The organism is Streptomyces sp. enrichment culture (assembly GCF_964272855.1).
Lineage (GTDB): Bacteria > Actinomycetota > Actinomycetes > Streptomycetales > Streptomycetaceae > Streptomyces.
In genome coordinates, this window is record NZ_OZ186847.1 from 8,186,632 (window position 1) to 8,212,432 (window position 25,801).

The window sequence follows — 25,801 nt, forward strand, 5'->3', positions numbered from 1 at the left end:
CGGTACGACGCTGTCAGCCCCGCCCGCTGCCGCTCCGGCGGCAGACCAGCCAGACCGCCATGGCCGTGCCCGCGACCGCCAGCAGCAGCGTGCGATGGTCCCGGGCCAGCCGGGTCCCCTCGGCGGTCGTGTGCCGCACCTGCTCGGGTGCCTTCTCCTCCCACACCCGACCGGCCCGGGCGGCCGTCTCCCGGGCGTGCCCGGCGGCCTGGGAGGCCTTGCCCTTGACCGGTTCGGGCAGCCTGTCCTGAACCTGGTGTGCCATGTCGGCGGCCTTGGCCCGGAGCTCACCGGCCTTCGCCGCGGCCTGCTCCCTGACCTCCGCGGCCTTCTCCTGCGCGCGGCTCTTCACATCGCTCTTCGCCGCGATCGCCTCGACCGTGTCCCCGAGCTCGCTCCGGGTCCGCGCCACCTGCTCGCGCAGCTCCTCGGGGCTCGGGGCTGTCTTCTTGCCGTGGGACGGCTCGCTCATCGGTGCGCGCTCTCCTTGATCTCGGCCACATCGGCCTTCACGTTCTCGATCGTCTGCTCCGGCACGGGCGGCGCGGCCCGGCCCACCTGCTTCCTGCCGCTCATCGCCATGACCGCGGCGATCACACCCAGCACCACGGTCACGATCAGCGCCGCCGCCCACACGGGCAGCGGGATCGCCAGAGCGGCGATCACCGTGGCGACCAGCGCCTGGAGCGTCAGGAAGCCGACGACGCCGGCGCCGCCGAACAGTCCGCCTCCCTTGCCGTAGCGCCTGCCCTTCTCCTTCATCTCCGCCTGCGCCAGGCGCAGCTCGCCGCGGACCAGCTCCGTCAGCTGCTGCGACGCCCGCTGCACCAGCTCGCTCACCGGTTCCTGGCCGGGGTGATGTGCCTCCTGGCCGGGTGCGGTGCGATGCGACCGCGTACTGAACACGGCGATCACCTCCCATCGGTCTCGTGTCCGGGACCGGCTGTGTCGCCGCGCTCGGTCCCGCGCCGAGTGCGCGAGTACCCCGGACGGTCCGCCGCCCACCTCCCGATCAGCGTCCGACCAGCTGGTCGGCCAGCCGGCGCGCCTGGGTCAGCAGCGTGCCGTACGTCGCCAGCGCGTCCGGGTCGTCGGGCACCGCGCCGAGCAGCCGCTGCCGCAGGCCGGCCAGGGTGCGGTCCAGCTCCTCGACCACCTCGCGCAGCTCCCGGTCCGCCCGCCGGTCCGCACCGCCCGGCGCGAACCGGCTGGTGGTGTAGAGCCGGACGGCCCGGGCGCTGCGGCGCAGGAACTCGGCGTACGGCTCGGTGACGTGCGGGCCCGGCCGGGGCGCTCCCCGCTCGCCGTCACAGGACTCCAGCACCGCCCGGGTGACGCCCGCGGTGTGGACGGCCACGTGGTCGAGGACGGTGACCGCGTCGTCGTGGTCCTCCGGTCCGGGCGAGGCCGCGCCACGGTCACGGCGCCGGGGGTTGGCCCACAGGCTTTCCCGGCTCCAGCCGACCGCCGAACGCGCCTGCTCCACCAGCCGGCCCAGACGCAGCGCCCGCTCGTGCGCGGCACCGGCCGCCTGCGCGTCCCAGTCCCCGGCGGCCAGCCCGTCGGCGACCGAGTCGAGGATCTCCTGCGCCTCGCGGGCCGCGTCCTCGAGCGCGGCCCGCGAGCTGCGCAGATACACCGGAGGCCGGACCAGCGCGTTCACCAGGATGCCCACGACCGCGCCGAAGACCGCCTCCGCGATCCGGGCCCCCGAACCGGCGATCGTGACCGGCTGCATGGTCAGCACGAACAGGGCGCCGGTGGCCGCGTAGATCCCCTGGCTGCCGAGCCGCCGCCAGTTCCCCAGCAGCACCGCCGCCGGCAGCACCAGGCCCATCGCCGCCATCGTGGAGTCCAGCAGCAGGGCGGTGCCGGTGGCCACGACCGTCCCGGTGGCGATGGCCGCCACCTGCTGGAGGCCGTGCGCGATCGACCGGTACACCGTCGATTCCACCAGCACGATCGCCACCCACGGCGCGACGAACGCCATCGGCGCCCCCAGCCACCAGCCCGCGACCGCCCAGGCCAGACAGGCGGCCAGCGCCGCCTTGCAGGCCTGTACCACCAGGTCGCGTTCCCGGCCCGGTTCCGTCCACGCCCGGCGCAGCGCCTCGCCGACCGCCCGCATACCGCGCGGGACACCCTGTAGAGCTCGTCGAAATCCCTGCATCGGGAGCCAGGTGCCACATCTGCCGGGATGAATGCAGCCGGATCGGCGGCGGGCCTCCCGGTCGCCGTCGTGCTACCCGAGCGACCGGAGCCCGGCGGCGGCCTCGGTGAGGCTGCGGCGGGCGAAGGCCAGCTGGTCGGTGCCGTACCCGCGCGGACCGCACTCGACGACGAGCAGCAGGCCCAGGTAGAGGCGGTACAGGGCCAGGCGGTGCCGGAAGGCCGGGGTGAAGTCGAGGGTGCCGCCGGCCTCGGTGTAGCCGGCGACCAGATCGCTGTCCGGACCGGTGTCACCGCCGAACGCCAGGGAGACCAGTTCGGCGGCCGGGTCGCCCCAGAACGCCCGCTCGTGGTCGATGAGCCCGGTGATCCCGGCGGGCCCGCCGTCGCCGGCGCCGACGACGAAGATGCTGCCCGGCCACAGGTCGAAGTGGACCAGCCGGGGCTCGGTGACCTCGTCCAGCGCGTACCCGCCCTCGGCCACCAGGGCGCGTATCCGGTCGGGCGGCACGTCCAGCGGGGACCGCCATCGCCCGGCGTCGTCGAGGAGCGCTTCGACCATCGCGGAGAAGGCGGTCCGCCAGCGCGGGGCCGAGAGCGCCGACTCGGCGGCCGGGTAGCCGAACCGGCCGTCCGGTGGCGTCAGGGTGTGCAGACGGGCGGTGATCGCGCCCAGTTCCCGGCGCAGTGCCGCCTCGGTGCCGGGCGACAGCCGGGCGGCCGCCCGGTCCCAGGGCAGGCCCGTCAGGACCGAGAGGGCGAGGAAGTCCTCTCCGGCGTGGAGCAGCGCGGGGGAGGGCACGCCGCCGCCCGGAAGGTCCGCGATACGCCGGTAGACCATCGCCTCCGTCGCCATGATGCCGCGCTCGTAGCGCAGGACCGCGGCGTCGGCGGGCGGGGCGAGTTTGACGACGGCCGGCCTGCCGTCGTCGAGCAGGACTCGGTAGGCCGTGTTGAACCAGCCGTCGGTCAGCTCGCGTTCCACCCGGCACCCTGTGCCGGTGGCCGCGCGGAGCAGCCGGTCGAGCTCGTCGGGAGAGACGCGGCGCTTGGTCAGGCTCTGCATGAGGTCACGCTTTCGGACGTCCTGGTCTGGGCGGTGCGGGTGGGGCCGCGTTGCGGGAGCGCTCCCATGATGCCGGAAGCGCCCGCGGGCAGGGGGCGGTGAGTGAGATGATCTCGCGGTGGCCGGGGTGACGACCGAGGGAAGGGGCGATCGTGGGAGCGGCCGGTCCCGGCCCGGGCCGGTTCGCCCGCCGGGGGTCGGCGATACTGATCACCGCACACCCGTCACCCACCCAGCCCGCGCCACCGCCGCCGAACGAAGCAGAGGAAAGCAGACCCACCGTGTTCCAGGAGACCCCGATCTACAGCCGCCTCATCGCCGAACGCGGTGACATCCCCCTTCAGGTGCGCAGCGAGGCCGACCGCATACGCCGCGACCTGGAGGCCGTGATGCGCGTCGCCCCGAGCCCCGCCTCCGGTCTCCCCGGCCAGCTGGGCTTCCCCGGCCCGCCCCGGTGACGGCCGTGACGTGCCGTCAGGGCACCCCGGGCTGAGCGGCACCACCGCGCCCGCCATGCCCGGCAGAAGCGGGAGCACCGTCGCGAGGCGGCCGGCGGCCACGGCCCACAGGCCGCTCGCCGGCTCCGCCCGACGTACCGCACGGTCACCGGGAGAGCACCCGTCCGGGGCCGCCCGGAGTCATCGGGGGTAGGCTGACACCCGTTCGTGTCATGCCGAATCAGCGGCGCAGATCGAGACATCAGGGAGGTGAGGTCGATGACCGCGCTCAAGGCCACCACGCACAGCGTCCGGGTCTCCCTCACGTCCCCGGTCGTGGCCTGACCTCATCTCGTCCGCCCTCGCCGGGAGCGTGAGCTCGCGAGGCGTCCACACGAACGTCTCATCGAAACGGATCCTCATCCATCATGGGCAACCACTGGATCACGCGCGCCGAGACCGGCGCCGACATCCCCGCCATCCGTGAGATCGACCTCGCCGCCTTCCCGACGGCGCTGGAGGCCGACCTCGTCGAGGCACTGCGCGCCGACCCGACCGCGTGGATCGACGGGCTGAACCTCGTCGCCGCCGACGAACGCGGACACCTCGTCGGCCACGCGCTCCTGACCCGCTGTCACATCGGTGACGTCCCCGCCCTGTGCCTGGGCCCGGTCGCCGTCCGGCCCGAGCGGCAACGCGACGGCGCCGGAGCCGCGGCCGTCCGAGCGGCCCTCCAGGCGGCCAAGGAGGCCGGCGAACACCACGTCGTCGTCCTGGGGCATCCCGCGTACTACCCCCGGTTCGGCTTCGGCCGCGCCTCCGCGCACGGCATCGGCGTGACCTTCGACGTCCCGGACGAGGTGCTGATGGCCCTCACCCTCGACGCCGGCCACCCGCTGCCCGGCGGAACCGTCCGCTACGCCACGGCGTTCGGCGTCTGATCCGCGTCCGGACCACCTTCGCCGCGCGGGGGCACCGCGACACCCCCGCGCGGCACCACGATTCAGGCCGACCCGGCACCCGACCCGATCGGGCACAGGATGTCGGGTCGGGCAGGGCGGGCCGTTCATAGCGTGGTGAACGTCAAAAGGAAGGGGACCGGGCGTGCTGGAGCGGCTCAACCAGGTCATGGAGCACATCGAGGGCCACCTCGACCAGTCGATCGACGTGGCCGGGCTGGCGCGGACCGCCGCCACCTCGGAGTACCACCTGCGCCGGATGTTCTCCGCGCTCGCGGGCATGCCGCTGTCGGAGTACGTCCGGCGCCGCAGGCTCACGCTCGCGGGCGCAGAAGTGCTCGCGGGACACGAGTCGCTGCTGGAGATCGCGGTCCGCTACGGCTACGGCTCGGGTGAGGCGTTCGCGCGGGCGTTCCGCGTCATGCACGGCGTCGGCCCGGGCGAGGCCCGGCGCACGGGCGCCGCGCTCGTCGCCCAGCCACGGCTGACCTTCCGCCTCACCGTCGAAGGGAACAGCAGCATGCGATACCGCGTTGTGCACCGGCCGGACTTCACCGTCGTCGGCTTCAAGACCCGGGTGCCCCTGGTGCACTCGGGGCCGAACCAGGCGATCGTCGACTTCGTGCGGGGTCTCGACCGCGAGGCCCTGGAGCGTCTGGAGAAGCTCGCGGACCAGGAGCCGCGGGGCATCGTCGCCGTCTGCGACGACCTGGACCCGAGCCGCGCCGAGGGCACGGAACTCGACTACTACCAGGGCGTGATCACCGCCGCCGCCACCCCCGACGGCACCACGACCCAGACCGTCCCGTCCGGCACCACGACCCTGACCGTCCCGTCCGGCGCCTGGGCCGTGTTCACCGTCTCCGGACCGGCGCCGGAGGCGATCCAGACGTTGTGGCGGGACGTGTTCACCCAGTGGTTCCCGTCCAACCCGTACCGCGGCCGCCCCGGCCCGGAGATCCTGCGCACCCGCCTGTCGGCGGACGGCAGCGAGGCCGACGCCGAGCTGTGGCTGCCGGTGGAGCGGGAACAAGGATGAGCGGAGCTTCAGCCGGCCGCGCGGGCCGGCTGAAGCCCCCTCCCGTCAGGCCCCGACGTACGCCGCGAGGTGCTCGCCGGTGACGGTGGAGCGGGCCGCGACGAGGTCGGCCGGGGTGCCCTCGAAGACGATCCGGCCGCCGTCGTGGCCGGCGCCCGGACCGAGGTCGATGATCCAGTCCGCGTGCGCCATGACCGCCTGGTGGTGCTCGATGACGATGACCGACTTGCCGGAGTCGACGAGCCGGTCCAGCAGGCCCAGCAACTGCTCGACGTCGGCGAGGTGGAGGCCGGTGGTCGGCTCGTCGAGGATGTGGACGCCGCCCTTCTCACCCATGTGCGTCGCCAGCTTCAGCCGCTGCCGCTCGCCGCCCGACAACGTGGTGAGCGGCTGGCCGAGGGTGAGGTAGCCGAGCCCGACGTCGGCCATCCGCTCGAGGATCCGGTGGGCCGCGGGGGTGCGGGCCTCGCCCGCGCCGAAGAACTCCTCGGCCTCGGTCACCGACATCGCGAGCACCTCGCTGATGTCCCGTCCGCCGAGACGGTGCTCCAGCACCGACGCCTGGAACCGCTTGCCCTCGCAGTCCTCGCACGGGCTGGCGACCCCGGCCATCATCGCCAGGTCGGTGTAGATCACCCCGGCACCGTTGCAGGTGGGGCAGGCGCCCTCCGAATTCGCGCTGAACAGCGCCGGCTTGACGCCGTTGGCCTTCGCGAACGCCTTGCGGACCGGGTCCAGGAGCCCGGTGTACGTCGCCGGGTTGCTGCGGCGCGAGCCGCGGATCGGCGTCTGGTCGACCGCCACCACGCCGTCCCGCCCGGCGACCGAGCCGTGGATCAGCGAGCTCTTGCCGGAACCGGCGACGCCCGTGACCACGACGAGCGTCCCGAGCGGGATGTCGACGTCGACACCCCGCAGGTTGTTCGCCGACGCGCCGCGGACCTCCAGCGCGCCGGTGGGCTCGCGCACCGACTCCTTGAGGCGGGCCCGGTCGTCGAGATGCCGGCCGGTGATCGTGCCGCCGGCCCGCAGGCCCTCGACGGTGCCCTCGAAGCAGACGGCACCGCCCGCCGTACCGGCACCGGGGCCCAGGTCGACGACATGGTCGGCGATCTCGATCACCTCGGGCTTGTGCTCCACGACGAGCACCGTGTTGCCCTTGTCCCGCAGCCGCAGCAGCAGGTCGTTCATCCGCTGGATGTCGTGCGGGTGCAGACCGACGGTCGGCTCGTCGAAGACGTACGTGACATCGGTGAGGGATGAGCCGAGGTGGCGGATCATCTTGACGCGCTGCGCCTCACCGCCCGACAGGGTGCCCGACGGCCGGTCCAGCGCGAGGTAGCCGAGACCGATCTCCACGAACGAGTCGAGGGTCTGCTGCAGCGCGGTCAGCAGCGGGGCCATCGACGGCTCCTCGACGCCGCGGATCCACTCGGCGAGGTCGCGGATCTCCATGGCGCAGGCGTCGGCGATGCTGACGCCCTTGATCTTCGACGACCGGGCGCCCTCGCTGAGCCGGGTGCCGTTGCATTCGGCGCAGGTGGTGAAGGTGACGGCCCGCTCCACGAACGCCCGGATGTGCGGCTGCATCGCCTCCTTGTCCTTGGACAGGAACGACTTCTGGATCTTCGGGATCAGCCCCTCGTAGGTGAGGTTGACGCCGTTGACCTTCACCTTGGTCGGCTCGCCGTAGAGGAAGTCCCGCATCTCCTTCTCGGTGAACCGGCTGATCGGCTTGTCCGGGTCGAGGAAACCGGACTGGGCGTAGAGCCCCACGGTCCACACGTTGTCCGACTTCCAGCCGGGGATGGTGAACGCGCCTTCGGAGATCGACTTCGAGTCGTCGTAGAGCTGGGTGAGGTCGATGTCGGAGACCGTGCCCCGGCCCTCGCAGCGGGTGCACATGCCGCCGGTGCGCTCGTAGGTCGCCTTCACAGCCTTCTTGCTGCCGCGCTCCACCGTGATCGCGCCGCTCGCCCGGACCGAGGCGGTGTTGAAGGAGTACGCGCTCGGCGGGCCGATGTGCGGGTCGCCGAGGCGGCTGAAGAGGATGCGCAGCATCGCGTTGGCGTCGGTGGCCGTGCCGACCGTGGAGCGCGGGTCCGCGCCCATCCGCTGCTGGTCCACGATGATCGCCGTCGTCAGCCCGTCGAGCACGTCGACCTCGGGCCGCGCCAGCGACGGCATGAACCCCTGCACGAACGCGCTGTACGTCTCGTTGATCAGCCGCTGCGACTCCGCGGCGATCGTGTCGAAGACCAGCGAGCTCTTGCCCGAGCCGGACACGCCGGTGAACACCGTCAGCCGGCGCTTCGGGATCTCGACGCTGACGTCCTTGAGATTGTTCTCGCGCGCCCCGTGCACGCGGATCAGATCGTGGCTGTCGGCGGCGTGCGACGCAGGGGACTGCGGCTGGGGCCTCGTGGCCATGGTCATCCTTCTCCATCTGTCTGGCGGACCGCGTGCGGGCGGTCTCCGTGCGCGCGGCCCTCGTCAGGGCCGCGCCGTTCGCGGCTCGTGGCGGTTCCGGGCGTGCTCAGTCCAGTTGCTGGATGCGGACCATGTTGCCCGCCGGGTCACGGAAGGCGCAGTCGCGGACGCCGTACGGCTGCTCGGTCGGCTCCTGCACCACCTCCGCACCGGTGGCCTGCACGCGATCGAAGACGCCGTCGAGGTCGCGGGTGGCCAGGAGGATGCCGGCGTAGGTGCCCTTGGCCATCATCTCGGCGATGGTGCGGCGTTCGTCGTCGGTGACGCCGGGGTCGGCGGCCGGCGGCGTCAGGACGATGGACGTGCCGGGCTGGTCGACGGGGCCGACCGTGATCCAGCGCATCCCGCCGTAGCCGACGTCCTTGCGGACCTCGAAGCCGAGGGTGTCGCGGTAGAAGGCCAGGGCGGCGTCCGCGTCGTCGTGGGGGAGGAAACTCGCGTGAATCGTGATGTCCATGGCCGTCACGCTAGCCGCGGCCCGACGGCCGCGCTTCTCGATTCCTGATCGGCCTGGTCACCTGTTTCGCGACGCACGACGGCATGCCCTCGGTCGCGTCCGCCGCCTCGCGCCGGTAGGTGCTGGGCGGCACGCCGACCAGCTCGGTGAAGCGGGTGCTGAAGGTGCCGAGCGACTGGCAGCCGACCGCGAAGCAGACCTCGGTGACACTGAGGTCGCCGCGGCGCAGCAGCGCCATCGCGCGCTCGATCCGCCGCGTCATGAGGTAGCCGTACGGCGACTCCCCGTAGGCGAGCTTGAACTGGCGGCTGAGATGCCCGGCCGACATGTGCGCGTCGCGCGCGAGCGCCTCGACGTTCAGCGGCCGGGCGTACTCCCGGTCGATCCGGTCGCGCACCCGGCGCAGCCGCGCGAGGTCGCTCAGTTGCGGGGGAGTGGGGGAACTGCTGCTCACCCGCAGCATCGTCCCACAGGGACCGGACCCACGGCCGGGTTCCGTGCCCACGCGGGGACACGGAACCCGGCGGACCCGCGCCTGGGCCCTGTCGTGCGGAGCCGGCCTGATCCGGACGACGAGGCCTAGGGGACGTCTCGCCGATCATGCCGGGCTCGCGGCGCCTGGCACCGCGCCTCGCCGCGTTGTCGTCGGTCCCCGATTCCCCCAAGCTCTCGGCTCCGCTCGAGCAGGGGGGACCCCCATCGCATCGGCTCCCTCCTCCGCCTTGCGATGCACGGCACCAGGCGCCGCTCCCTGATCCGGCCTGATCGACGAGACACCCCCTAGCCGGCGTAGGTCTCGAACTCCGCGATCCGCGGGGTGCCGGAGGAGCCGGTGATCTCGAAGGTGACCTTGCTGAGCGAGGTCCGGGGGAAGGAGATGACCCCCGCGCCGGTGCCGGTGGTCAGCACGGCGCCGGTGTCGGCGTTGACGACCCGCCACGCCCCGATGCGACCGGTGGCGCCGGCCGCCTCCCGGATGTTGATCCTGGAGACCGCGGTGGCGGAGCCCCACTTGATCGACACGGAGCCGGTGGCGGCGGCCGGTGACCAGTAGGTGCCCATGTCACCGTCGCGCACGTAGCCGTAGCTCGTCCCGCTCGCCTTGCTGGAGCCGTCGGAGCCCGCCCCGATGCTCAGGTTGGTCCCGCCGGGCTGCGTCGGGGTCGGCGTGGGCTCGGTCGGGGTCGGGGTGGGGTCGGTGGGGGTCGGCGTCGGGGTCGGGGTCTGCGGGGTGCAGTTGCCGTCCGACACCTTCAGGCCCTTGTTGGCGCCGGCCGTCTGGCTCACGATGGCCGGCACGCAGCTCGCCCCGTCGAGGCTGTAGGAGTACGGGATGCCGACGGTGGTGTTGGACTGCGGGTCAGGGCCCGCCGGGTTGTTGTCCTCGCCCGGGCTGGACCACGTCACGTTGTCGAAGATGTTGCCGCTGACCTGCCAGTAGCCGGCCGCGTCGGTGTAGAAGGTGCCCAGGACGTCCTTGGAGTCCTCGAAGTAGTTGTTGTCCACCTTGGCGCGGGCGCCGGCCCGGGAGTTGATGCCGGACTCGTTGAGGCTCATGTAGTGGTTGTTGTACATGTGGGCGACGCCGCCGCGCAGCAGGGGAGCGCGGGAGTCGATGTTCTCGTACAGGTTGTGGTGGTAGGTGATGAAGCCGTTCGAGACGTCGCTCTCGCTGGACCCGACGAGCCCGCCGCGGCCGGAGTCGCGCAGGACGCTGTACGACAGGGTCACGTACTGGGTGTTGTCCTTCATGTCGAAGAGACCGTCGTAGCCCTCCGACTCCCCGCCCGACGCCTCCAGGGTGACGTGGTCGACCCAGACGTTGCGGACGTCGCTCTCCATGCCGATGGCGTCACCGCCGTTGGACGTGGGCGAGCCCGACTTCTTGACGTTCCGTACGGTCACGTTCTGGATGATGATGTTGCTGGACTCGCGGATGTGGATGCCCAGCTGGTCGAAGACGGCACCGCCGCCGACCCCGACGATGGTGACGTTGCTGATCTGCTTGAGCTCGATCACGCCGTCGGCGGTGCTGCAGCTGTCGCCGGACACCTTGCTGGTGTTGCCGTGGTTGATGGCCCCCTCGACCTGGATGGTGATCGGGGTGCTGCTGCTGGCCCGGCCGCACAGGGCCTGGTGGATCGCGGTGCCCGTGGTGGCGCGTACCGTCTGACCGCCGGCGCCGCCGGTGGTGCCGCCGTTCTGGGTCGCGTAGCCGGTGGCGCCGGCCGTCGCCGCCGAGGCCTGCGGTGCCGACAGCGCCGCGCCGGTCCCGACCGCGAGGGCCATCGTGGCCAGCGCCGCGTAGAGTCGCACTGCGACTGGTCGTCTCATCGTCGTCTCCCCATTCGTCCCTGAATGCTGAGCGTTGCTGTTTCGCACTGAGCGTTTCTGTTTCCTGCTGCGCGCCGCCGACGGCAGCACTGACGGCAAGCGCGTTCTGCTCTCGACTCGCCGAAGTGCTCGCGAGTCGGCGGCTCCGCCGCCGTGGCCTGGAGGTTCGGGGTCGTGGGCGTCGGCCACGAGGTCACCGTGACCGTGCGCTTCGGACCGCTCCCGCCGAAAGATGCCGGCGGTGCCGTCACCGCGTAGCCGACCGCCGCTGTGATCAGTGTCCTGATCAGCGGTTTGTTGCCTGGATGCCGTCGTGTCGGGGCAGCGTCGGGCAGTGCGGTGCGGCGTCGTCGTGGCGTGCACCCTTCGTTCTGTGGGCGCGTCGGCTGCCGGGTGGAGCCCACGCGTGGATCGGTGGCGGCTCTGGTGCGCAGGGGCGGCGAATGCCGCGATGGTCGCTTCCGTCGAAACGACCCTTGTGTGGATGGGAAAGCGCTTTCCGCTCCGCGAGGATAGGGGGAGGCGGTGACAGTGGCAAGGTTTCGGGCAAGGCTCGAATCACCGGCCGGGCGGCAAGGGGGCGAGGGGACCGATATGCCCGTGTCCCCTCAACCGGCCGCGGGGGCCGCGCAGTTGGCCGCCGGACACCGGCTGGTGCCCGGCGGCCGGCCGTGCGGTGTGACGGGTCAGGCCGGGGTGACCGGGGTCTGGAGTTCCGTCACCCAGTCGTCGCGGTTCTCGGGGCACTCCAGGTTGATCTCGCGCGGGTACCCGGTCGACCGGTAGCCGTTGGCGTCGATCCAGTGAGCCAGGCTCTGGACCGTGGGCAGCACGCCGTCCATCGAGCCGCGGTGCACGATGGTCGCCGCCTGGTCGAGCGACGGCAGGTCGAGCACGCGGAAGGAGCCGTCCTGGAGCGGGGCGGAGACCTGGACGGCGGCATGGACCGTGATCCGGCCGGCGCCCTGAGGGGCGTCCTCGTAGTAGGCGACCCCCGGGCCCGAGGGGGTGACCCCCGCGGCCTCCAGACGCCGGAACAGCTCGTCGTAGAGCGGACCGATGACGGGGCTGACGTCCTCGGGCCCGAAACTCTCGGCGGTCGCGGTGAGTTCCGCCACCCGGACCGCGGGGACGCTCTTGAGGACGACGTCGTTCGTGGACATGTGTCCCTCACTCTCGATCGCTCGGAGCCTCGCCTCGACCTGGACCAGCCGCGCCCGCGCGGCGGCGACCGCCGTCTCCAGCTCGGCCCGCCGCAGCCGGAGCATGCCACGCAGCTCCTCGGCGCCGACCTTCTCGTCCACGATGTCCTTGACCTGCTGAAGCTTGAAGCCCAGCTCCTTCAGGGCGATGACGCGGTTGAGGCGGGCGAGTTGGGCCGCCGTGTAGTAGCGGTAGCCGCTGGCCGGGTCGACATGGGCCGGGCGCAGCAGTCCGGTCGCGTCGTAGTGACGCAGCATCCGGACCGACACGCGGCCGTGCCGGGCGAAGTCTCCGATGGTGAACATGATGTCTCCGAGCTGACCGCCTGACACGGTGTGAGGGTCAAGGGCACGACGGTACGGGCGATGGGCGAACGGGATCACACGACTGACACGCAGACGTCACACGGGAAGCGGAATGGGCCCGTGAACGCCGCTGGTTGGCATAGACATGACTATAGGAGTAACACTCGACGCGACCGGTTCCGACAACCAGATCGACGCCAGTGTGCGGCTCGCGCGCCAAGCCGCGGAGGCGGGACTCAGATCGGCTTGGTTCGGGCAGACCTTCGGCGCGGACTCACCCCTGCTGGCGGCGATCGTGGGACGTGAGGTGCCCGGCCTGCACGTGGGCACGTCCGCGATCCCCGTGTTCGGCCGCCACCCCCTGCTGGTCTCCAGCCAGGCCCAGACGGCCCAGGCGGCCACGCACGGCCGCTACCACCTCGGACTCGCCCTCGGCACCAAGCTGCTGACCGAGGCGGGCTTCGGCATCCCCTTCACCCGGCCCGTCGCCCTGCTGCGCGAGTTCCTCACCGCGCTGCGGCAGCTCACCGAGAACGGGTCCGCCGACTTCCACGGCGAACTGCTCACCGCGGCCACCCCGATTCCCGCGCGTGTGCCGGGCGCCGAGGGCGGAGTGCCGTTGCTCGTCGCCGCGATGGGCCCGCAGGCACTGCGCGTCAGCGGTGAGCTGGCGGACGGGATCCTGCCCTACCTCGCCGGCCCGCGCGCGCTGGGCGAGCACATCGTCCCCGCCCTGACGGCGGCGGCGCGCGAGGCCGGCCGGCCCGCGCCCCGGATCGTCGCACTGGTGCACGGCGTGGTCACCGACGACGTCGACGCCGTACGGGAGAAGGCCGCCGGTCAGCTCGCGTTCTACGAGCAGATCCCGTCCTACGCGCGCGTCATCGAACTCTCCGGCGGCCGGCGGGCCGCGGACGTGGCGGTGATCGGCGACGAGAAGACGATCGCGGCCGAAGTGCGGCGGTACCGGGACGCCGGGGCCACCGAGGTCGTGTTCGCCGGGACGAACATCGCGGGGGAGGCCGATCGGCGGCGCACGTGGGCACTCCTCGGGGAGCTGGCGGCCGCCTCCGGGCACTGATCGCGTGCCCGACGGCGCCACCCCGGCCCTCTCGCGCGTGCCGGCTCACACCGCGCGGGCGACGAGGAGCGCGACGTCGTCGTGGTCGTCGGGGTGGCGCAGGCCGTACAGCAGGAGGTCGCAGGTCTCCTCCAGCGGCCGCTCGGGCTCGTCGAGGAAGCTGAGGAGGGCGTTCAGGCGCTCGTCGATGGGGTGTTGGCGGGTCTCGACGAGGCCGTCGGTGTACAGGATCAGCAGATCGCCGGCGTCCAGCTCGGTCATGGTGGTCTCGAACGTGACGCCGCCGACCCCGAGCGGGGCCCCGGTCGGCAGGTCGAGCAGGGCCGGGTCGCGGCCGGGACGGGCGAGCGCGGGCGGCATGTGGCCCGCGTTGGCCATGCGGCACTTGCCTGTGTGGGGGTCGAACACGGCGTAGAGGCAGGTGACGATGTAGTGCTCCAGGTCGCAGGTGATCTTGTCCAGGTGCTGGAGCACCTCGCCCGGATCGAGGTCCAGGTCCGCGTACGCGCAGGTGGCGGTGCGCAGCCGGCCCATGGTGGCGGCGGCGTCGATGCCGTTGCCCATGACGTCGCCGACGACCAGGGCGGTCTTGTCGCCGGTGAGCGGGATGACGTCGTACCAGTCGCCGCCGACCTCGCTGGTGGCCTGGGCGGGCTGGTAGCGGGAGGCCAGTTCGAGACCCGTGTGGTGCGGCGGATGGTCGGGCAGCAGGCTGCGCTGGAGGGTCAGGGCGGTGTTGCGCACGCTCTGGAACCAGCGGGCGTTGTCGATGGCCACGGCGGCCCGGCTGGCCAGCTCGGTGGCGAGGACGACGTCGTCGTCGTCGAACGGGGCCGGGTTGCGGGTGCGTTTGAGGTCGAGGGCGCCCAGCACCTCGCCGTGCGCGATCAGCGGCACGGCGAGATAGGAGTGGACGCCGGCGCGGGCCAGCAACGCGGTGGCCTCGGCGTCCCGGGCGATACGCCGCAGATCGTTCTCGTCGACGTGTCGGACCAGGACCGGTCGGCCGGTGTGGACGCACAGCGTGACCAGGCGGTCGCCCTCGTAGGAGGCCAGGTCCCCGGGCGGGTCGGCGGCGCGCAGCGCCACACTGGGGTGGGCCGCCTTGATGGCGAGGGCGCGGAACAGCTCCGGGCCGTTGTCCGCGTTGCGCGTGCGGCGGCAGGCCAGGGCGGAGTCCAGCACGTCCACGGCGACGATGTCGGCGAGTTCGGGGCTGGCGACCTCCGCCAGTTCACGGGCGGTGTGCTGCACCTCCAGGGTGGTGCCGACCCGCGTCGAGGCCTCCGCTATGAGGGCCAGGCGCCGCCGGGCCCGGTCCGCCTCGATCGCCGCGCGATGCCGTTCGGTGACGTCGACGACGGACATGGCCGCGCCGAGTACCCGCCCACTGGGGTCCTCCAGGCGGTAGAAGGACAGGGACCAGGCGTGCTCGTGGTCCGGTTCCGAGGGCGGGCGGCCCACGTGGTACTGGTCGAGCAGCGGGGTGCCCGTGGTGAGCACCTGGCGCAGACACGACTCGACGGTGTCCATGTCGGGGAAGGGCAGGGTCTGCCTCAGGTGACGGCCGATGTGGTCCTCGGCGGGGATTCCGTCGATGCGTTCCAGCGCCGGGTTGACCAGCAGGTACCGCAGCTCGGGGTCCATCAGGGCCAGACCGATCGGGGACTGGTTGATCAGCCGCTCGCACAGCGCCAGATCGGTCTCGACGCGCTGGAGGAGGGTGTGGTCCGCCGCCAGGCCCAGGGCGTAGACGTCCCCGAGGTCGTCCAGCAGCCGCATGTTGCGGAACTCCATCAGCCGGGTGCTGCCGTCCTTGTGCCGGATGGGGAAGGCACCGGCCCAGCTCCGCCCCGTCTCCAGCACCTCCGCGAACAGCTTCACCACGGCCTGCAGATGCTCGTGGTGGATGATCAGGCGCGCCGCGGGCTTGCCCAGCGCCTCCTCCGCGCTGTACCCGAACAGGTCCTCGGCCTGCGGGGTCCAGAACACGATGCGCCCCTCGGTGTCCAGGACCAGCGCGGCCACACTGAGCACGTCCAGCAGGGTGGTCCGGCCGGACGACTCGGAGCCGTACTGGTCACCTTTGGACGGGGGGAAGGATTCGGCTGTCATCCCTGATCCTCCTGACCGGCCGGCAGGGTCGGCCGGCCTGTGCCGGCATCGCCGTACGGCTGTCAGGACCGGCTCTTCCATGCTGCATCCGGTCCCGCGCGTTGCCCAGTCCCGGTGATCGGCCCGCGCGCGTCCGGGCCGCGTACCCACCGCTGATCTGCGACGACGCGAGGCACCGGCCGGACCGGCGAAGCGCCCCGCCGGGGATACCCCGGCCCCACCCGAGGTACCCGGGGGGACGGCCCCGGCCTCCCGGGCCCGTGCACATCGGCCGGACAAGCAGGAACATAGTCCTGTAAAGGATGGGACCGATGGATTCCATACGAGCAGGCTCCGATCCGTCCGCGTCCGCCGGGCGGCGGGACTTCTTCGACGCGTCCACCGATGCGGCAGCCGTGCTGACCGCGGACGGCGTCGTACTGGGCTGGACCCGGGGCGCCGAGGAACTCCTCGGCCGCCGCGCGCGCGACGTCGTCGGCCGCTCCGCCGCGCCGCTGGTGGCGATGCCCGCGGATCCCGTACGGGCGCGGAGGGTCGCCGAACGGTGCCGGGCCGGGATGGGCTGGAGCGGTTCCATCTCCCTGCGCCATCGTGACGGCAGCGGCGTCGACGTCGATCTGCGCGTGTCGGCGTCCTTCCGGGTCGGTGACCACGTGTGCTTTCTCGTCTCGGCGCGCGAGGAGCGGCAGCAGTGGACGGTGGGCGCCTCCGTCCTCGACGGCTTCCTGACCCGCGCGCCGGTCGGCATGGCGGTGATGGACACGCAACTGCGCTACGTCTGGGTGAACGACACCCTGGAGCGCTTCGGCGGGGTGCCCCGCGAACAGCGGCTGGGACGCCGCCTGAGCGAGCTGCTGCCCGGGCTCCAGGCGGACACCATCGAGGGCCTGATGCGGAAGGTGCTGGACACCGGCGTTCCGGTCACCGACTACGAGTACGCCGGCTGGAGCTGGGCCGATCCGCACCGCCAACACGCCTACTCCACCTCGTTCTTCCCCCTGGTGGACGCGGACGAGTCGATCACCGGCGTCTGCTACATGGTCCTGGACGTCACCGAACGCTGGAACGCCCGCCAGCTGCTGTCGCTGGTCAGCGAGGCCGGCACCAGGATCGGCAGGACGCTGGACGTGCTGCGCACCGCTCAGGAACTCGCCGACTTCGTCGTGCCCCGCTTCGCCGACTTCGTCGTCGTCGACCTCCTGGAACCCGTGCTCAGCACGTCGGGGCACGGAACCTGGCTGCCCGACGCGGGACCGGCCTCCGCCGGCCCGGAGATGCGCCGCGCCGGCATGAGCTCGGTGCGGGAGGGCTGCCCGGAGGCCGTGGCGCGGATCGGCGACCGGGTGGACTTCCTCCCCCCGCCGCCCGACATCAACCCGCTGATGAGCGGCGAGCCGGTGCTCGTCCCGGTCCTCGACCCGACCGACGAACTGTGGGCCACCGAACAGCCCGAGAGGGCGACCAGCATCCGCGAGTTCGGGCTGCACTCGCTCATCTCCGTGCCGATGCTGGCGCGGGACACCGTCCTCGGACTCACCACGTTCGTACGGTCGCTGAACCCCGTCTCCTTCCAGCCCGACGACGTCCTCGTCGCCCAGGAACTGGTGGCACGGGCGGCGCTGTGCGTCGACAATGCCCGCCGCTACACCCGGGAACACGCCGCGGCCGTCACCCTTCAGCGCAGTCTGCTGCCCCACGCCCTGAGCGGCGGAACGGCACTGGAGGTGGCCTCCCACTATCTGCCGGCGGACCCGACGGGCGGCGTAGGCGGTGACTGGTTCGACGTGATCCCGCTGTCCGGCGCCCGCGTCGGCCTCGTCATCGGCGACGTCGTCGGCCACGGCATCACCGCGGCGGCGGCCATGGGCCGGCTGCGCACCGCCGTACAGACGCTCGCCGACATGGAGATGCGCCCCGACGAACTGCTGGCGCACCTCGACGACCTCGTGCTCAGGCTCAGCGAGGAGAGGAGCGCCGACGAGGAGACCGACAGCACGACCGCCTTCCTCGGCGCCACATGCCTGTACGCGGTCTACGACCCGGTCAGCCGGCGGTGCTCGATGGCCCGGGCCGGACATCCGCCGCCCGTCGTGGTGACACCGGACGGGCACGCCCACTTCCCCGAACTGCCCGCCGGGCCACCGCTCGGGCTGGGCGGGGTGGCGTTCGAGGCCGGTGAGATCGAGTTGCCCGCGAACAGCCTGTTCGGCCTCTACACCGACGGCCTCGTCGAGGGCGCCGACCACGACATGGAGCGGGGCATGTCCCGGCTCGGCGAGCTCCTGGCCGAGTCCGCCCCCGACCTCGGGACGCTCTGTGCGACCGCCGTGCAGCGGCTGGTGTCCGCCCCGCAGTCCGACGACGTCGCCCTCCTGCTGGCCCGTACCCAGGCCCTGGACACCGACCAGGTCGTCGCCTGGGACGTGCCCGCGGACCCCGCCGCCGTCGGCGACGTCCGGGCCCGCGCGACACACCAGGTGCAGGCCTGGGGCTTCGAGGAACTGGCCATGACGACGGAACTCATCGTCAGCGAGCTGGTCACCAACGCGATCCGCTACGCCGAACCACCGATCCGTCTGCGGCTGCTCCGCGGCTGCCGCCTGACCTGCGAAGTCGCCGACGGCAGCAGCACCGCCCCACGGCTGCGGCACGCCCGCAGCACGGACGAGGGCGGCCGCGGCCTGTTCCTGGTGGCCCAGCTCGCGCACCGCTGGGGAGCCCGGTACACGGCCGACGGCAAGATCATCTGGGCCGAGCAGGAACTCCCGTAGGGCCTTACGGGTAAGAAATGCCGCGCGTGCCGCTCGCCGTCTGCGTTACGGTGCACCGTATGTCGACGCCCCGAATCTCCTAGCCGAGGACCCGCTTCCACGCCAGAAGTGTGTCCTCTCGCTTTTTCGGAGCGTCATCCCATGATCACTGCTCGTGGTGTCGAGCTGCGCGTCGGCGCGCGCCTGCTGCTGTCCGACATCTCCTTCACCGTCTCCCCGGGCGACCGGATCGGCCTCGTCGGCCGCAACGGCGCGGGGAAGACCACCCTGCTGACCGCCCTGGCCGGACGGTCCAGGCCGGCCGCGGGAACCATCACCCGCACCCGCCCGGTCGGCTTCCTGGCCCAGGACTCCCGTGCCGCCGACCCCACCGTCACCGTCACCGACCGGATCCTGTCGGCCCGCGGGCTCGACGGCGCGCTGCGCGCACTGCGCGGGGCCGAGGCCGCGATGACCGACGACGGCACCCCGGCGGAACTGGAGCGGGCGATGAACGCCTACGCCCGCGCCGAAGCCGCCTTCCAGGCCGGCGGCGGCTACGCCGCGGAGGCCGAGGCCGCCCGGGTGGCGGCCGGACTGGGCCTGCCGGACCGGGTGCTGGGCCGGCCGGTCGGCGACCTGTCCGGCGGGCAGAAGCGCCGGGTGGAACTGGCCCGCATCCTGTTCGCCGGACACGACGGCCCGCTGCTGCTCGACGAACCGACCAACCACCTGGACGCCGACTCGATCGCCTGGCTGCGCGGCTTCCTCCAGGGCCACCCGGGCGGACTCGTGGTGATCAGCCACGACACCGCCCTGCTCGCCGACGTCGTGAACCGGGTCTTTCACCTGGACGCCACGCGCGCCACGATCGACGTCCACAACACCGGCTGGGCCGCGTACCTGGCGCAGCGGGACGCCGACGAACGGCGTCGGGCCCGCGAGCGGGCGGGCGCCGAACGCAAGGCCGCCGCCCTGCACGCCCAGGCGGACCGGATGAAGGCCCGCTCCGCCACCGCCGTCATGGCCAGGAGCATGGTCCGCCGCGCCGACCGGATGCTGGCCGGACTGGAGCCGGCCCGGCGCACCGAGCGGACCGCGCGGATCCGGCTGCCCGAGCCGGCCCCGTGCGGCCGGATCCCGCTCGGCGCCGTCAGCCTGGCCAAGTCCTACGGCGGCCACCGGGTCCTCGACGGTGTGGACCTGGCCGTCGACCGGGGCAGCCGCCTGGTGATCCTCGGCCTCAACGGCGCGCGACGTGCGGCGCACGGTGCGGGAGAACGTGGCCGCGGCGGCCCCCCATCTGACCGACGGCGAGGTGCGGCGGGTGCTCGGTGCGTTCCTGTTCGCCGGGGACGACGCCGACAAGCCGGCGGGTGTGCTGTCCGGCGGGGAGAAGACCCGGCTGGCGCTGGCCGGGCTGGTGCACTCCGGCGCGAACGTGCTGCTGCTGGACGAGCCGACGAACAACCTCGACCCCGCCTCCCGCGACGAGGTCCTGGCCGCCGTCGGCTCCTACGGCGGCGCCCTCGTCATGGTCACCCACGACGAGGGCGCCATCGACGCCCTGCGCCCCGACCGCGTGCTGCTCCTGCCGGACGCGGACGAGGACCTGTGGAACGAGGACTACCGGGACCTGGTCGCCCTCGCCTGACCTCGCCTGACCTTGCATCACCGGATCACGGCTCACCGGATCACGGCATCACCGAGTCGTGGTCATGTTTTGCAGGATCTGCATGTTTGCGTAACATGCACATCGTGGGAGAGAGGAGCGCCCCCGAGCGGGGCGGGCTGCGGGAACGCAAGAAGAGGGCCACACGTGCCGCGCTCGTGGAAGCGGCGGTGCGGCTGGCGGCCCGGCACGGGGCGGAGAACGTCACGGTCGAAGCGATCAGCGAGGCGGCGGGGGTCTCCCCCCGCACCTTCTTCAACTACTTCGACTCGCGTGACGACGTCTTCCTGATGATCGGCGCCGAGGCGGGCGCCCGCATCCGGCAGGCGGTGCTGGACGCCCCGTCCGGCCGCTCCCCGCTGGAAGCCCTGCGCGAGGCCATGGCCGCCGAGTTGGCGGAGGTCGAGCAGCACCACGAGCTGTGGCGACTGCACGCGGAGGTGCTGCGCAGGTCGCCGCACCTGCTCGTGCGCAGCCACCACGTCCACACGGCCGACGAACTGGGCCTGGCGGAAGCGCTCGCCGAACGCCTGGGCGCGGGCACACCGCCCCCGGCGGGCGACCGCCCCGCACCCCCCGCCGACGAGGAGGGCCGACGGCTGGCCCTCGGCCTCTACCCGCAGCTGCTCGCCGCCGTCGGGATCACGGCCGTCCGGGTCGCCGTCGAGCACTGGTGCGTACGGCAGGAGGAACGGGCCTTCCTGGACGTCTTCCACGAGACGTTCGACCACCTCGCCGCCGGCCTGTCCGAGCCGCCCGGGCAGGCCGCCCGCCCCTGACACCGCCCGCACGGCCCGCCGCCACCGCCGCCCCGCCGTGACGGCCCCACTCCCGTATGTCCCCGGTGCCCTCCGGTACGGCCCGGGCCGGGACGTCGACGTATGCGATCCGCCACCGATCTGAGAGAGACCTCGTGAACGCAACACCAGCGCCCGGACAGGCGCCACCCGCGGCCATGTCCAACCGGCAGATACTGCAGGCGATGTCCGGACTGATGGCCGGCATGTTCGTCGCCATCCTGGCGGGCACCGTGGTGTCCAACGCCCTGCCGCGGATCATCGCCGACCTCGGCGCGAGCCAGTCCTCCTACACCTGGGTCGTCACCGCCGAACTGCTGGCCATGACGGCGACGGTCCCGCTGTGGGGCAAGCTGTCCGACCTCTACAACCAGAAGCTGCTGCTCCAGCTCTCCCTGGGCATGTTCGTGGTCGGCTCGCTGCTGGCCGGGTTCTCCCACGAGGTGGGCCTGCTCATCTTCAGCCGGGTGGCGCAGGGCATCGGCGCGGGCGGTCTCACCGCGCTCGCGCAGGTCGTCATGGCGGCCATCATCCCGCCCCGTCAGCTCGGCAAGTACTCCGGCATCTTCGGCGCCGTCTTCGCCGTCGGCACCGTGGCGGGCCCGCTCATCGGCGGCGTCCTGGTGGACACCTCGTGGCTCGGCTGGCGCTGGTGCTTCTTCATCGGCGTGCCGTTCGCGCTGCTGGCCATCGTGCTGCTCCAGCGCACCTTGAAGCTGCCCGCCGTCCGCCGCCGGGAAGTGAAGATCGACTTCCTGGGTGCCTTCCTGATCGTCGCGGGCATCTGCGCGCTGCTCATCTGGGTCTCGCTCGCCGGCAACCAGTTCGACTGGGCCTCCTGGCAGACCGCCGCGCTGACCGGCACCGGCGCCGTCCTGCTGGCGGTCGCGGTCTACGTCGAGTCGCGCGCCGCCGAACCGGTCATCCCGCTGGACATCTTCCGCAACCGCACCGTGACGCTGACCACCGTCGCCAGCCTGCTCGTCGGCGTGGCGATGTTCGGCGGCACCGTCTTCCTCTCGCAGTACTTCCAGATCTCTCTCGGCAAGTCGGCGACCGTCGCGGGCCTGATGAGCCTGCCCATGGTCCTGGGCCTGCTGGTGTCCTCCACGGTCGCCGGGCAGATCATCAGCGCCACCGGCAAGTGGAAGGTGTACCTGGTCGCGGGCGCCGCCGTCATGACCGCGGGCCTCGCCCTGCTCTCCACCATCGGCCGCGACACCCACTTCGGCCTGCTCAGCCTGTACATGGCCGTTCTGGGCATCGGCGTCGGCATGCTGATGCAGAACCTGGTCCTGGCCGCCCAGAACGACGTCCCCGCCGCCGAACTGGGTGCCGCCACCTCCGTGCTGTCCTTCTTCCGCAGCATGGGCGGCACCATCGGCACCAGCGTGCTCGGCGCGATCCTCGCCAACCGTGTCACGGAGGAGATCACCAAGAGCGTCGCGGAGGCGGGTGCCGCCGCCGGCGGACAGTCCGCCGGGCACGGCGTCCCCGACATGGCCACCCTGCCGGCGCCCATGCGGGCCATCGTGGAGAACGCCTACGGGGTCGCCACCGCCGACCTCTTCCTCGTCGCCACGCCGTTCGCGCTCCTCGCCCTCGTCGCCGTGCTCTTCGTCAAGGAGAAGCCGCTCAAGACGACCAGCGGCATGGAGCGCCTCGCCGAGGAGTCCGCGCAGACGGGCGGCGCCACCCCGAGCGACACCGACCGCGCGGCCCAGGTGGGCTGACGACGCGGACCCCCGTCCGGCCGAGGCGGCCCGGTCACCGGCCCACCCCGGGACCGGGCCGCCCCGGCTGCCGACACCGCCGTACGGCCGTCGCCCGCACCGCCGTACGGCCGTCGCCCGAGCGGGCGAGGCCGGTCGGGCGCGGGGCCCTGACCGCCGACACGGCGAAACGGGCGGGTTAAGCGGGTGAAGCGTGCGCCGTCGTCCTGTCGCGGCAGGCCAGGCCGGGCATGCATGAAGGTCACGGCCGGAACAGGCCGGGAACTGTGCACGCTACGCGCTGGAGGCGAGTCATGAACCCAAGGGCCGAACAGGCCGACCAGACGACCCACAAGGTCCCGGTGCTCATCGTCGGCGGCTCCCTGGTCGGCCTGTCGACCTCGGTGTTCCTGGGCCGACTGGGGGTACGGCACACGCTGGTGGAACGCCACGCGGGCACCTCCATCCACCCCCGCGGCCGGGGGAACAACGTACGCACCATGGAGGTCTTCCGGGTGGCCGGCGTCGAGCAGGGCATCCGGCAGGCCGCCGCCACGCTCGCCGAGAACCACGGCATCCTGCAGACGCCGACCCTCGTCGGCGACGCGGGGGAGTGGCTGTTCCGGGAGATCGACCCGGGCGGCGGACTCACCCGGTTCAGCCCCAGCTCGTGGTGTCTGTGCAGCCAGAACGACCTCGAGCCGGTCCTGCTCGAACACGCCGGCCGCATCGGCGGCGATCTGCGCTACTCCACCGAACTGATGTCGTTCGACCCCGACCCCGACGGCGTCACCGCCGTGGTCAAGAGCCGGGACACCGGCGAGCACACCACCATCCGCGCGGACTACCTGGTCGCCGCCGACGGCCCCCGCAGCCCCGTCCGCGAACAGCTCGGCATCGGTCAGAGCGGTCCCGGCGACCTGTTCCACAACATCAGCATCACCTTCCGCTCCCGTCGCCTCGCCGACGTCATGGGCGACCGCCGCTTCATCGTCTGCTACCTCACCAACCCGGACGCCGACGGCGCGCTGCTGCCCGTGGACAACCGCGAGAACTGGGTCTTCCACGCGCCGTGGCACCCCGAGAACGGCGAGACCACGGAGGAGTTCACCGACGAGCGGTGCGCCGAGCACATCCGGCGAGCCGTCGGGGACATGGACCTGGACATCCAGATCACCGGCCGGGCACCCTGGCACGCCGCCCAGCGTGTCGCCCGCAGCTACCGGGCCGGACGGGTCTTCCTCGCCGGCGACTCGGCCCACGAGATGTCACCCACCGGGGCCTTCGGCTCCAACACCGGCATCCAGGACGCCCACAACCTCGCGTGGAAGCTGGCCGCGGTGCTCGGCGGCTGGGCGGGTGACAGCCTGCTGGACACGTACGACGCCGAGCGCCGCCCCGTCGCGGAGGCGACCAGCGCCCGGGCCGCCGTCCGGTCGGTCGAGCACAGCCACCCCGGCTTCGCCCCGCCCCCGGGGTCCGCGGGCGCCCCTCAGCGCGGCATCCTCAACGTGGCCCTCGGATACCGCTACCCGCGCGGCGCCGTGGTCGGCGCCGACCCGACGGTCCCGGTGGTTCCGGAGCGCCTGGAGCTGACCGGTGAGCCCGGCAGCAGAGCGCCCCACATGTGGCTCCGGCGCAAGGGCGAGCGGATCTCCACACTCGACCTGTACGAACGCTCGCTCGTCCTGCTCAGCGACGCCGGTGAGGCGAGCGGGTGGCACGAGGCGGCCGTCCGCCTCGCCGAGGAGATGTCCGTGCCGCTGACGTCGTACCGGGTCGGTACCGGACCGGATGCCGAGGTGGCGCCCGACGCGGACGCGGACTGGTCCGCCCTGCACGGCACGACACCGGCAGGCGCCGTTCTGGTGCGGCCGGACGGGTTCGTCGCGTGGCGGTCGCAGGGCTCCGTCCAGGACCCCGTGGCGGTCCTGGGGAAGGTCCTGGCCGAGGTGCTGGCAGTGGCCTGACCGGGTATGGCGCGCAGCCGCGCAGGGCGACATCTCGCCCTGCGCGGCTTTCGTTTGGGGGAGAGCGGGGCGGCCCCCTCACCCGACTGCCCGTCCCGAGTAGCGGCGCGGCCGAGACTGACTGACGGTGGATCACGTCGGGGCCGAGTACATCAGCTGACTAGGTGCCAGCTGCTCGGCGTCGACGAAAGGAAAGTCAGATGCGCTCTGCTCGTATGCTTCTGGCCGCTTCGGCGGCTTCGGCCGCCCTCGCGATCGGCGTCCCCGGCGCCTACGCGGCGGTCGGCTCGGACCACGAGGACTCCTCCTACAGCAAGGAGGAGTACAGCAAGGACGAGAACGGCAAGGAGGACAAGGACAAGGACTCGTACAAGGACGAGGACAAGGACTACGACAAGGGCGACAAGGACTACGACAAGCACGACAAGGACTACGACAAGGACTACGACAAGAAGGACGACTACGACAAGCACGACAAGGACTACGACAAGAAGGACGACTACGACAAGAAGGAAGACAAGGACGAGGACAAGGACAAGCCGAACGGCGGCGTTCACACGGGCGGCGGCGCGCTGACCCTGCTGAACGAGGACAGCAAGGACGAGGACTCGTACAAGCACGAGGACAAGGACTCGTACAAGGACGAGGACAAGGACTACGACAAGGGCGACAAGGACTCGTACAAGGACGAGGACAAGGACTCGTACAAGGACGAGGACAAGGACTACGACAAGGGCGACAAGGACTACGACAAGCACGACAAGGACTCGTACAAGCACGAGGACAAGGACGACTACGACAAGGACGACAAGGACGACAAGGACGAGGACAAGGACAAGCCGAGCGGCGGCGTTCACACGGGCGGCGGTGCGCTGACCCTGCTGAACGAGGACAGCTGGGGCTCCGAGAAGGGCAGCAAGCACGAGGACTCGGGCTACGGCAAGGACGAGGACTCGCACGGCTACAAGGACAAGCACAAGGACTCGGGCTACAGCAAGGACGACGAGAACAAGGACTCGTGGGGTGGCGGCCACGACAAGCCGAGTGGTGGCGTGCACACCGGTGGCGGCGCCCTCGCCGCTCCGACCGCGACCGCCGGTGGTCTGGCGGTGCTGGCTCTCGCCGGCGCCGGTCTCTACACGGCCCGGCGTAGGAAGTCGGCCGGAAGCGCGGTCTGACCCATGCCGGATGCGATAGCCGCTGCGGCCGCCACGCGCGCGCCGCGTGGCGGCCCCGGCGGTCCCT

Annotated in this window: 19 protein-coding genes and 1 pseudogene; 10 read left to right on the plus strand and 10 right to left on the minus strand. The window is 72.1% G+C overall.

All coding sequences use genetic code 11. The features are described from left to right. Positions 1 to 13: 13 nt before the first annotated feature. The 4 genes from ACSU6L_RS36570 to ACSU6L_RS36585 all read right to left on the minus strand — a co-directional run bounded on the left by ACSU6L_RS36570 (position 14) and on the right by ACSU6L_RS36585 (position 3,235). The gene (locus ACSU6L_RS36570) at positions 14 to 472 is read right to left on the minus strand and encodes a DUF3618 domain-containing protein (protein ID WP_437063973.1); all 459 of its coding nucleotides are present in this window, start codon (positions 470 to 472) and stop codon (positions 14 to 16) included. Beyond that, a complete protein-coding gene (locus tag ACSU6L_RS36575; RefSeq protein WP_073943962.1) occupies positions 469 to 840 on the minus strand; it encodes a phage holin family protein in 372 nt (123 codons plus the stop codon). The genes ACSU6L_RS36570 and ACSU6L_RS36575 overlap by 4 nt, the downstream gene beginning before the upstream one ends. A gap of 172 nt (positions 841 to 1,012) precedes the next feature. Continuing rightward, positions 1,013 to 2,128 (minus strand): FUSC family protein, encoded by a 1,116-nt coding sequence (locus ACSU6L_RS36580; protein ID WP_437063975.1) that lies wholly within the window; start codon positions 2,126 to 2,128, stop codon positions 1,013 to 1,015. 114 nt (positions 2,129 to 2,242) lie between these two features. Continuing rightward, positions 2,243 to 3,235, minus strand: coding sequence for a phosphotransferase family protein (locus ACSU6L_RS36585; protein ID WP_437063977.1), 993 nt, complete (start codon positions 3,233 to 3,235; stop codon positions 2,243 to 2,245). A gap of 281 nt (positions 3,236 to 3,516) precedes the next feature. Between ACSU6L_RS36585 and ACSU6L_RS36590 the strand changes: the two genes are divergently transcribed. From ACSU6L_RS36590 to ACSU6L_RS36600, 3 genes are all read left to right on the plus strand, one after another. Beyond that, positions 3,517 to 3,693, plus strand: a complete 177-nt coding sequence (locus ACSU6L_RS36590; RefSeq protein WP_198948595.1) for a hypothetical protein — start codon at positions 3,517 to 3,519, stop codon at positions 3,691 to 3,693. 407 nt (positions 3,694 to 4,100) lie between these two features. After that, complete coding sequence (locus tag ACSU6L_RS36595) at positions 4,101 to 4,613, plus strand: GNAT family N-acetyltransferase (protein WP_437063979.1); 513 nt, start codon at positions 4,101 to 4,103, stop codon at positions 4,611 to 4,613. Between the two features lie 163 nt (positions 4,614 to 4,776). Beyond that, a complete protein-coding gene (locus ACSU6L_RS36600; protein WP_437063981.1) occupies positions 4,777 to 5,670 on the plus strand; it encodes an AraC family transcriptional regulator in 894 nt (297 codons plus the stop codon). A 45-nt stretch (positions 5,671 to 5,715) separates the two neighbouring features. Here the strand turns inward: ACSU6L_RS36600 and ACSU6L_RS36605 are convergent, their stop codons facing one another. From ACSU6L_RS36605 to ACSU6L_RS36625, 5 genes are all read right to left on the minus strand, one after another. Then, positions 5,716 to 8,106 (minus strand): ATP-binding cassette domain-containing protein, encoded by a 2,391-nt coding sequence (locus ACSU6L_RS36605; protein ID WP_437063983.1) that lies wholly within the window; start codon positions 8,104 to 8,106, stop codon positions 5,716 to 5,718. A gap of 100 nt (positions 8,107 to 8,206) precedes the next feature. After that, positions 8,207 to 8,617, minus strand: a complete 411-nt coding sequence (locus ACSU6L_RS36610) for a VOC family protein (RefSeq protein WP_073943963.1) — start codon at positions 8,615 to 8,617, stop codon at positions 8,207 to 8,209. A gap of 10 nt (positions 8,618 to 8,627) precedes the next feature. After that, the gene (locus ACSU6L_RS36615) at positions 8,628 to 9,080 is read right to left on the minus strand and encodes a helix-turn-helix transcriptional regulator (RefSeq protein WP_437063986.1); all 453 of its coding nucleotides are present in this window, start codon (positions 9,078 to 9,080) and stop codon (positions 8,628 to 8,630) included. Between the two features lie 317 nt (positions 9,081 to 9,397). Continuing rightward, the gene (locus tag ACSU6L_RS36620) at positions 9,398 to 10,951 is read right to left on the minus strand and encodes a pectate lyase family protein (protein WP_437063988.1); all 1,554 of its coding nucleotides are present in this window, start codon (positions 10,949 to 10,951) and stop codon (positions 9,398 to 9,400) included. A gap of 686 nt (positions 10,952 to 11,637) precedes the next feature. Beyond that, on the minus strand, positions 11,638 to 12,459 hold the full coding sequence (locus ACSU6L_RS36625) for a MerR family transcriptional regulator (RefSeq protein WP_437063990.1): 822 nt from the start codon (positions 12,457 to 12,459) through the stop codon (positions 11,638 to 11,640). Positions 12,460 to 12,604: 145 nt separating this feature from the next. Between ACSU6L_RS36625 and ACSU6L_RS36630 the strand changes: the two genes are divergently transcribed. Next, the gene (locus ACSU6L_RS36630; protein WP_437063992.1) at positions 12,605 to 13,540 is read left to right on the plus strand and encodes an LLM class F420-dependent oxidoreductase; all 936 of its coding nucleotides are present in this window, start codon (positions 12,605 to 12,607) and stop codon (positions 13,538 to 13,540) included. 45 nt (positions 13,541 to 13,585) lie between these two features. On the opposite strand, the gene ACSU6L_RS36635 is transcribed toward ACSU6L_RS36630, so the two are convergent. After that, entirely contained in the window at positions 13,586 to 15,655 is a 2,070-nt protein-coding gene (locus ACSU6L_RS36635; protein ID WP_437063994.1) for a SpoIIE family protein phosphatase, read from the minus strand. 311 nt (positions 15,656 to 15,966) lie between these two features. Here ACSU6L_RS36635 and ACSU6L_RS36640 point away from each other — a divergent pair, with 311 nt between their 5' ends. The 6 genes and pseudogenes from ACSU6L_RS36640 to ACSU6L_RS36665 all read left to right on the plus strand — a co-directional run bounded on the left by ACSU6L_RS36640 (position 15,967) and on the right by ACSU6L_RS36665 (position 25,734). Beyond that, a complete protein-coding gene (locus tag ACSU6L_RS36640) occupies positions 15,967 to 18,426 on the plus strand; it encodes a SpoIIE family protein phosphatase (RefSeq protein WP_437063996.1) in 2,460 nt (819 codons plus the stop codon). A gap of 141 nt (positions 18,427 to 18,567) precedes the next feature. Next, positions 18,568 to 20,059: pseudogene (locus tag ACSU6L_RS36645) on the plus strand (ABC-F family ATP-binding cassette domain-containing protein). Between the two features lie 95 nt (positions 20,060 to 20,154). Beyond that, entirely contained in the window at positions 20,155 to 20,856 is a 702-nt protein-coding gene (locus tag ACSU6L_RS36650; protein WP_437063998.1) for a TetR/AcrR family transcriptional regulator, read from the plus strand. A gap of 176 nt (positions 20,857 to 21,032) precedes the next feature. Next, entirely contained in the window at positions 21,033 to 22,607 is a 1,575-nt protein-coding gene (locus ACSU6L_RS36655; RefSeq protein WP_437065171.1) for an MDR family MFS transporter, read from the plus strand. Between the two features lie 293 nt (positions 22,608 to 22,900). Continuing rightward, the gene (locus tag ACSU6L_RS36660; RefSeq protein ID WP_437063999.1) at positions 22,901 to 24,556 is read left to right on the plus strand and encodes an FAD-dependent oxidoreductase; all 1,656 of its coding nucleotides are present in this window, start codon (positions 22,901 to 22,903) and stop codon (positions 24,554 to 24,556) included. A gap of 200 nt (positions 24,557 to 24,756) precedes the next feature. After that, a complete protein-coding gene (locus ACSU6L_RS36665; RefSeq protein ID WP_437064000.1) occupies positions 24,757 to 25,734 on the plus strand; it encodes a hypothetical protein in 978 nt (325 codons plus the stop codon). The last annotated feature ends 67 nt before the right edge of the window (positions 25,735 to 25,801 follow it).

Coding starts and splice junctions, on each gene's coding strand:
- ACSU6L_RS36640 (WP_437063996.1), top strand. CDS start 15,967: ATGGATTCCATACGAGCAGGCTCCGATCCGTCCGCGTCCGCCGGGCGG.
- ACSU6L_RS36605 (WP_437063983.1), bottom strand. CDS start 8,106: ATGACCATGGCCACGAGGCCCCAGCCGCAGTCCCCTGCGTCGCACGCC.
- ACSU6L_RS36655 (WP_437065171.1), top strand. CDS start 21,033: ATGTCCAACCGGCAGATACTGCAGGCGATGTCCGGACTGATGGCCGGC.
- ACSU6L_RS36660 (WP_437063999.1), top strand. CDS start 22,901: ATGAACCCAAGGGCCGAACAGGCCGACCAGACGACCCACAAGGTCCCG.
- ACSU6L_RS36570 (WP_437063973.1), bottom strand. CDS start 472: ATGAGCGAGCCGTCCCACGGCAAGAAGACAGCCCCGAGCCCCGAGGAG.
- ACSU6L_RS36580 (WP_437063975.1), bottom strand. CDS start 2,128: ATGCGGGCGGTCGGCGAGGCGCTGCGCCGGGCGTGGACGGAACCGGGC.
- ACSU6L_RS36615 (WP_437063986.1), bottom strand. CDS start 9,080: ATGCTGCGGGTGAGCAGCAGTTCCCCCACTCCCCCGCAACTGAGCGAC.
- ACSU6L_RS36595 (WP_437063979.1), top strand. CDS start 4,101: ATGGGCAACCACTGGATCACGCGCGCCGAGACCGGCGCCGACATCCCC.
- ACSU6L_RS36585 (WP_437063977.1), bottom strand. CDS start 3,235: ATGCAGAGCCTGACCAAGCGCCGCGTCTCTCCCGACGAGCTCGACCGG.
- ACSU6L_RS36620 (WP_437063988.1), bottom strand. CDS start 10,951: ATGAGACGACCAGTCGCAGTGCGACTCTACGCGGCGCTGGCCACGATG.
- ACSU6L_RS36650 (WP_437063998.1), top strand. CDS start 20,155: ATGCACATCGTGGGAGAGAGGAGCGCCCCCGAGCGGGGCGGGCTGCGG.
- ACSU6L_RS36630 (WP_437063992.1), top strand. CDS start 12,605: ATGACTATAGGAGTAACACTCGACGCGACCGGTTCCGACAACCAGATC.
- ACSU6L_RS36610 (WP_073943963.1), bottom strand. CDS start 8,617: ATGGACATCACGATTCACGCGAGTTTCCTCCCCCACGACGACGCGGAC.
- ACSU6L_RS36625 (WP_437063990.1), bottom strand. CDS start 12,459: ATGTTCACCATCGGAGACTTCGCCCGGCACGGCCGCGTGTCGGTCCGG.
- ACSU6L_RS36665 (WP_437064000.1), top strand. CDS start 24,757: ATGCGCTCTGCTCGTATGCTTCTGGCCGCTTCGGCGGCTTCGGCCGCC.
- ACSU6L_RS36635 (WP_437063994.1), bottom strand. CDS start 15,655: ATGACAGCCGAATCCTTCCCCCCGTCCAAAGGTGACCAGTACGGCTCC.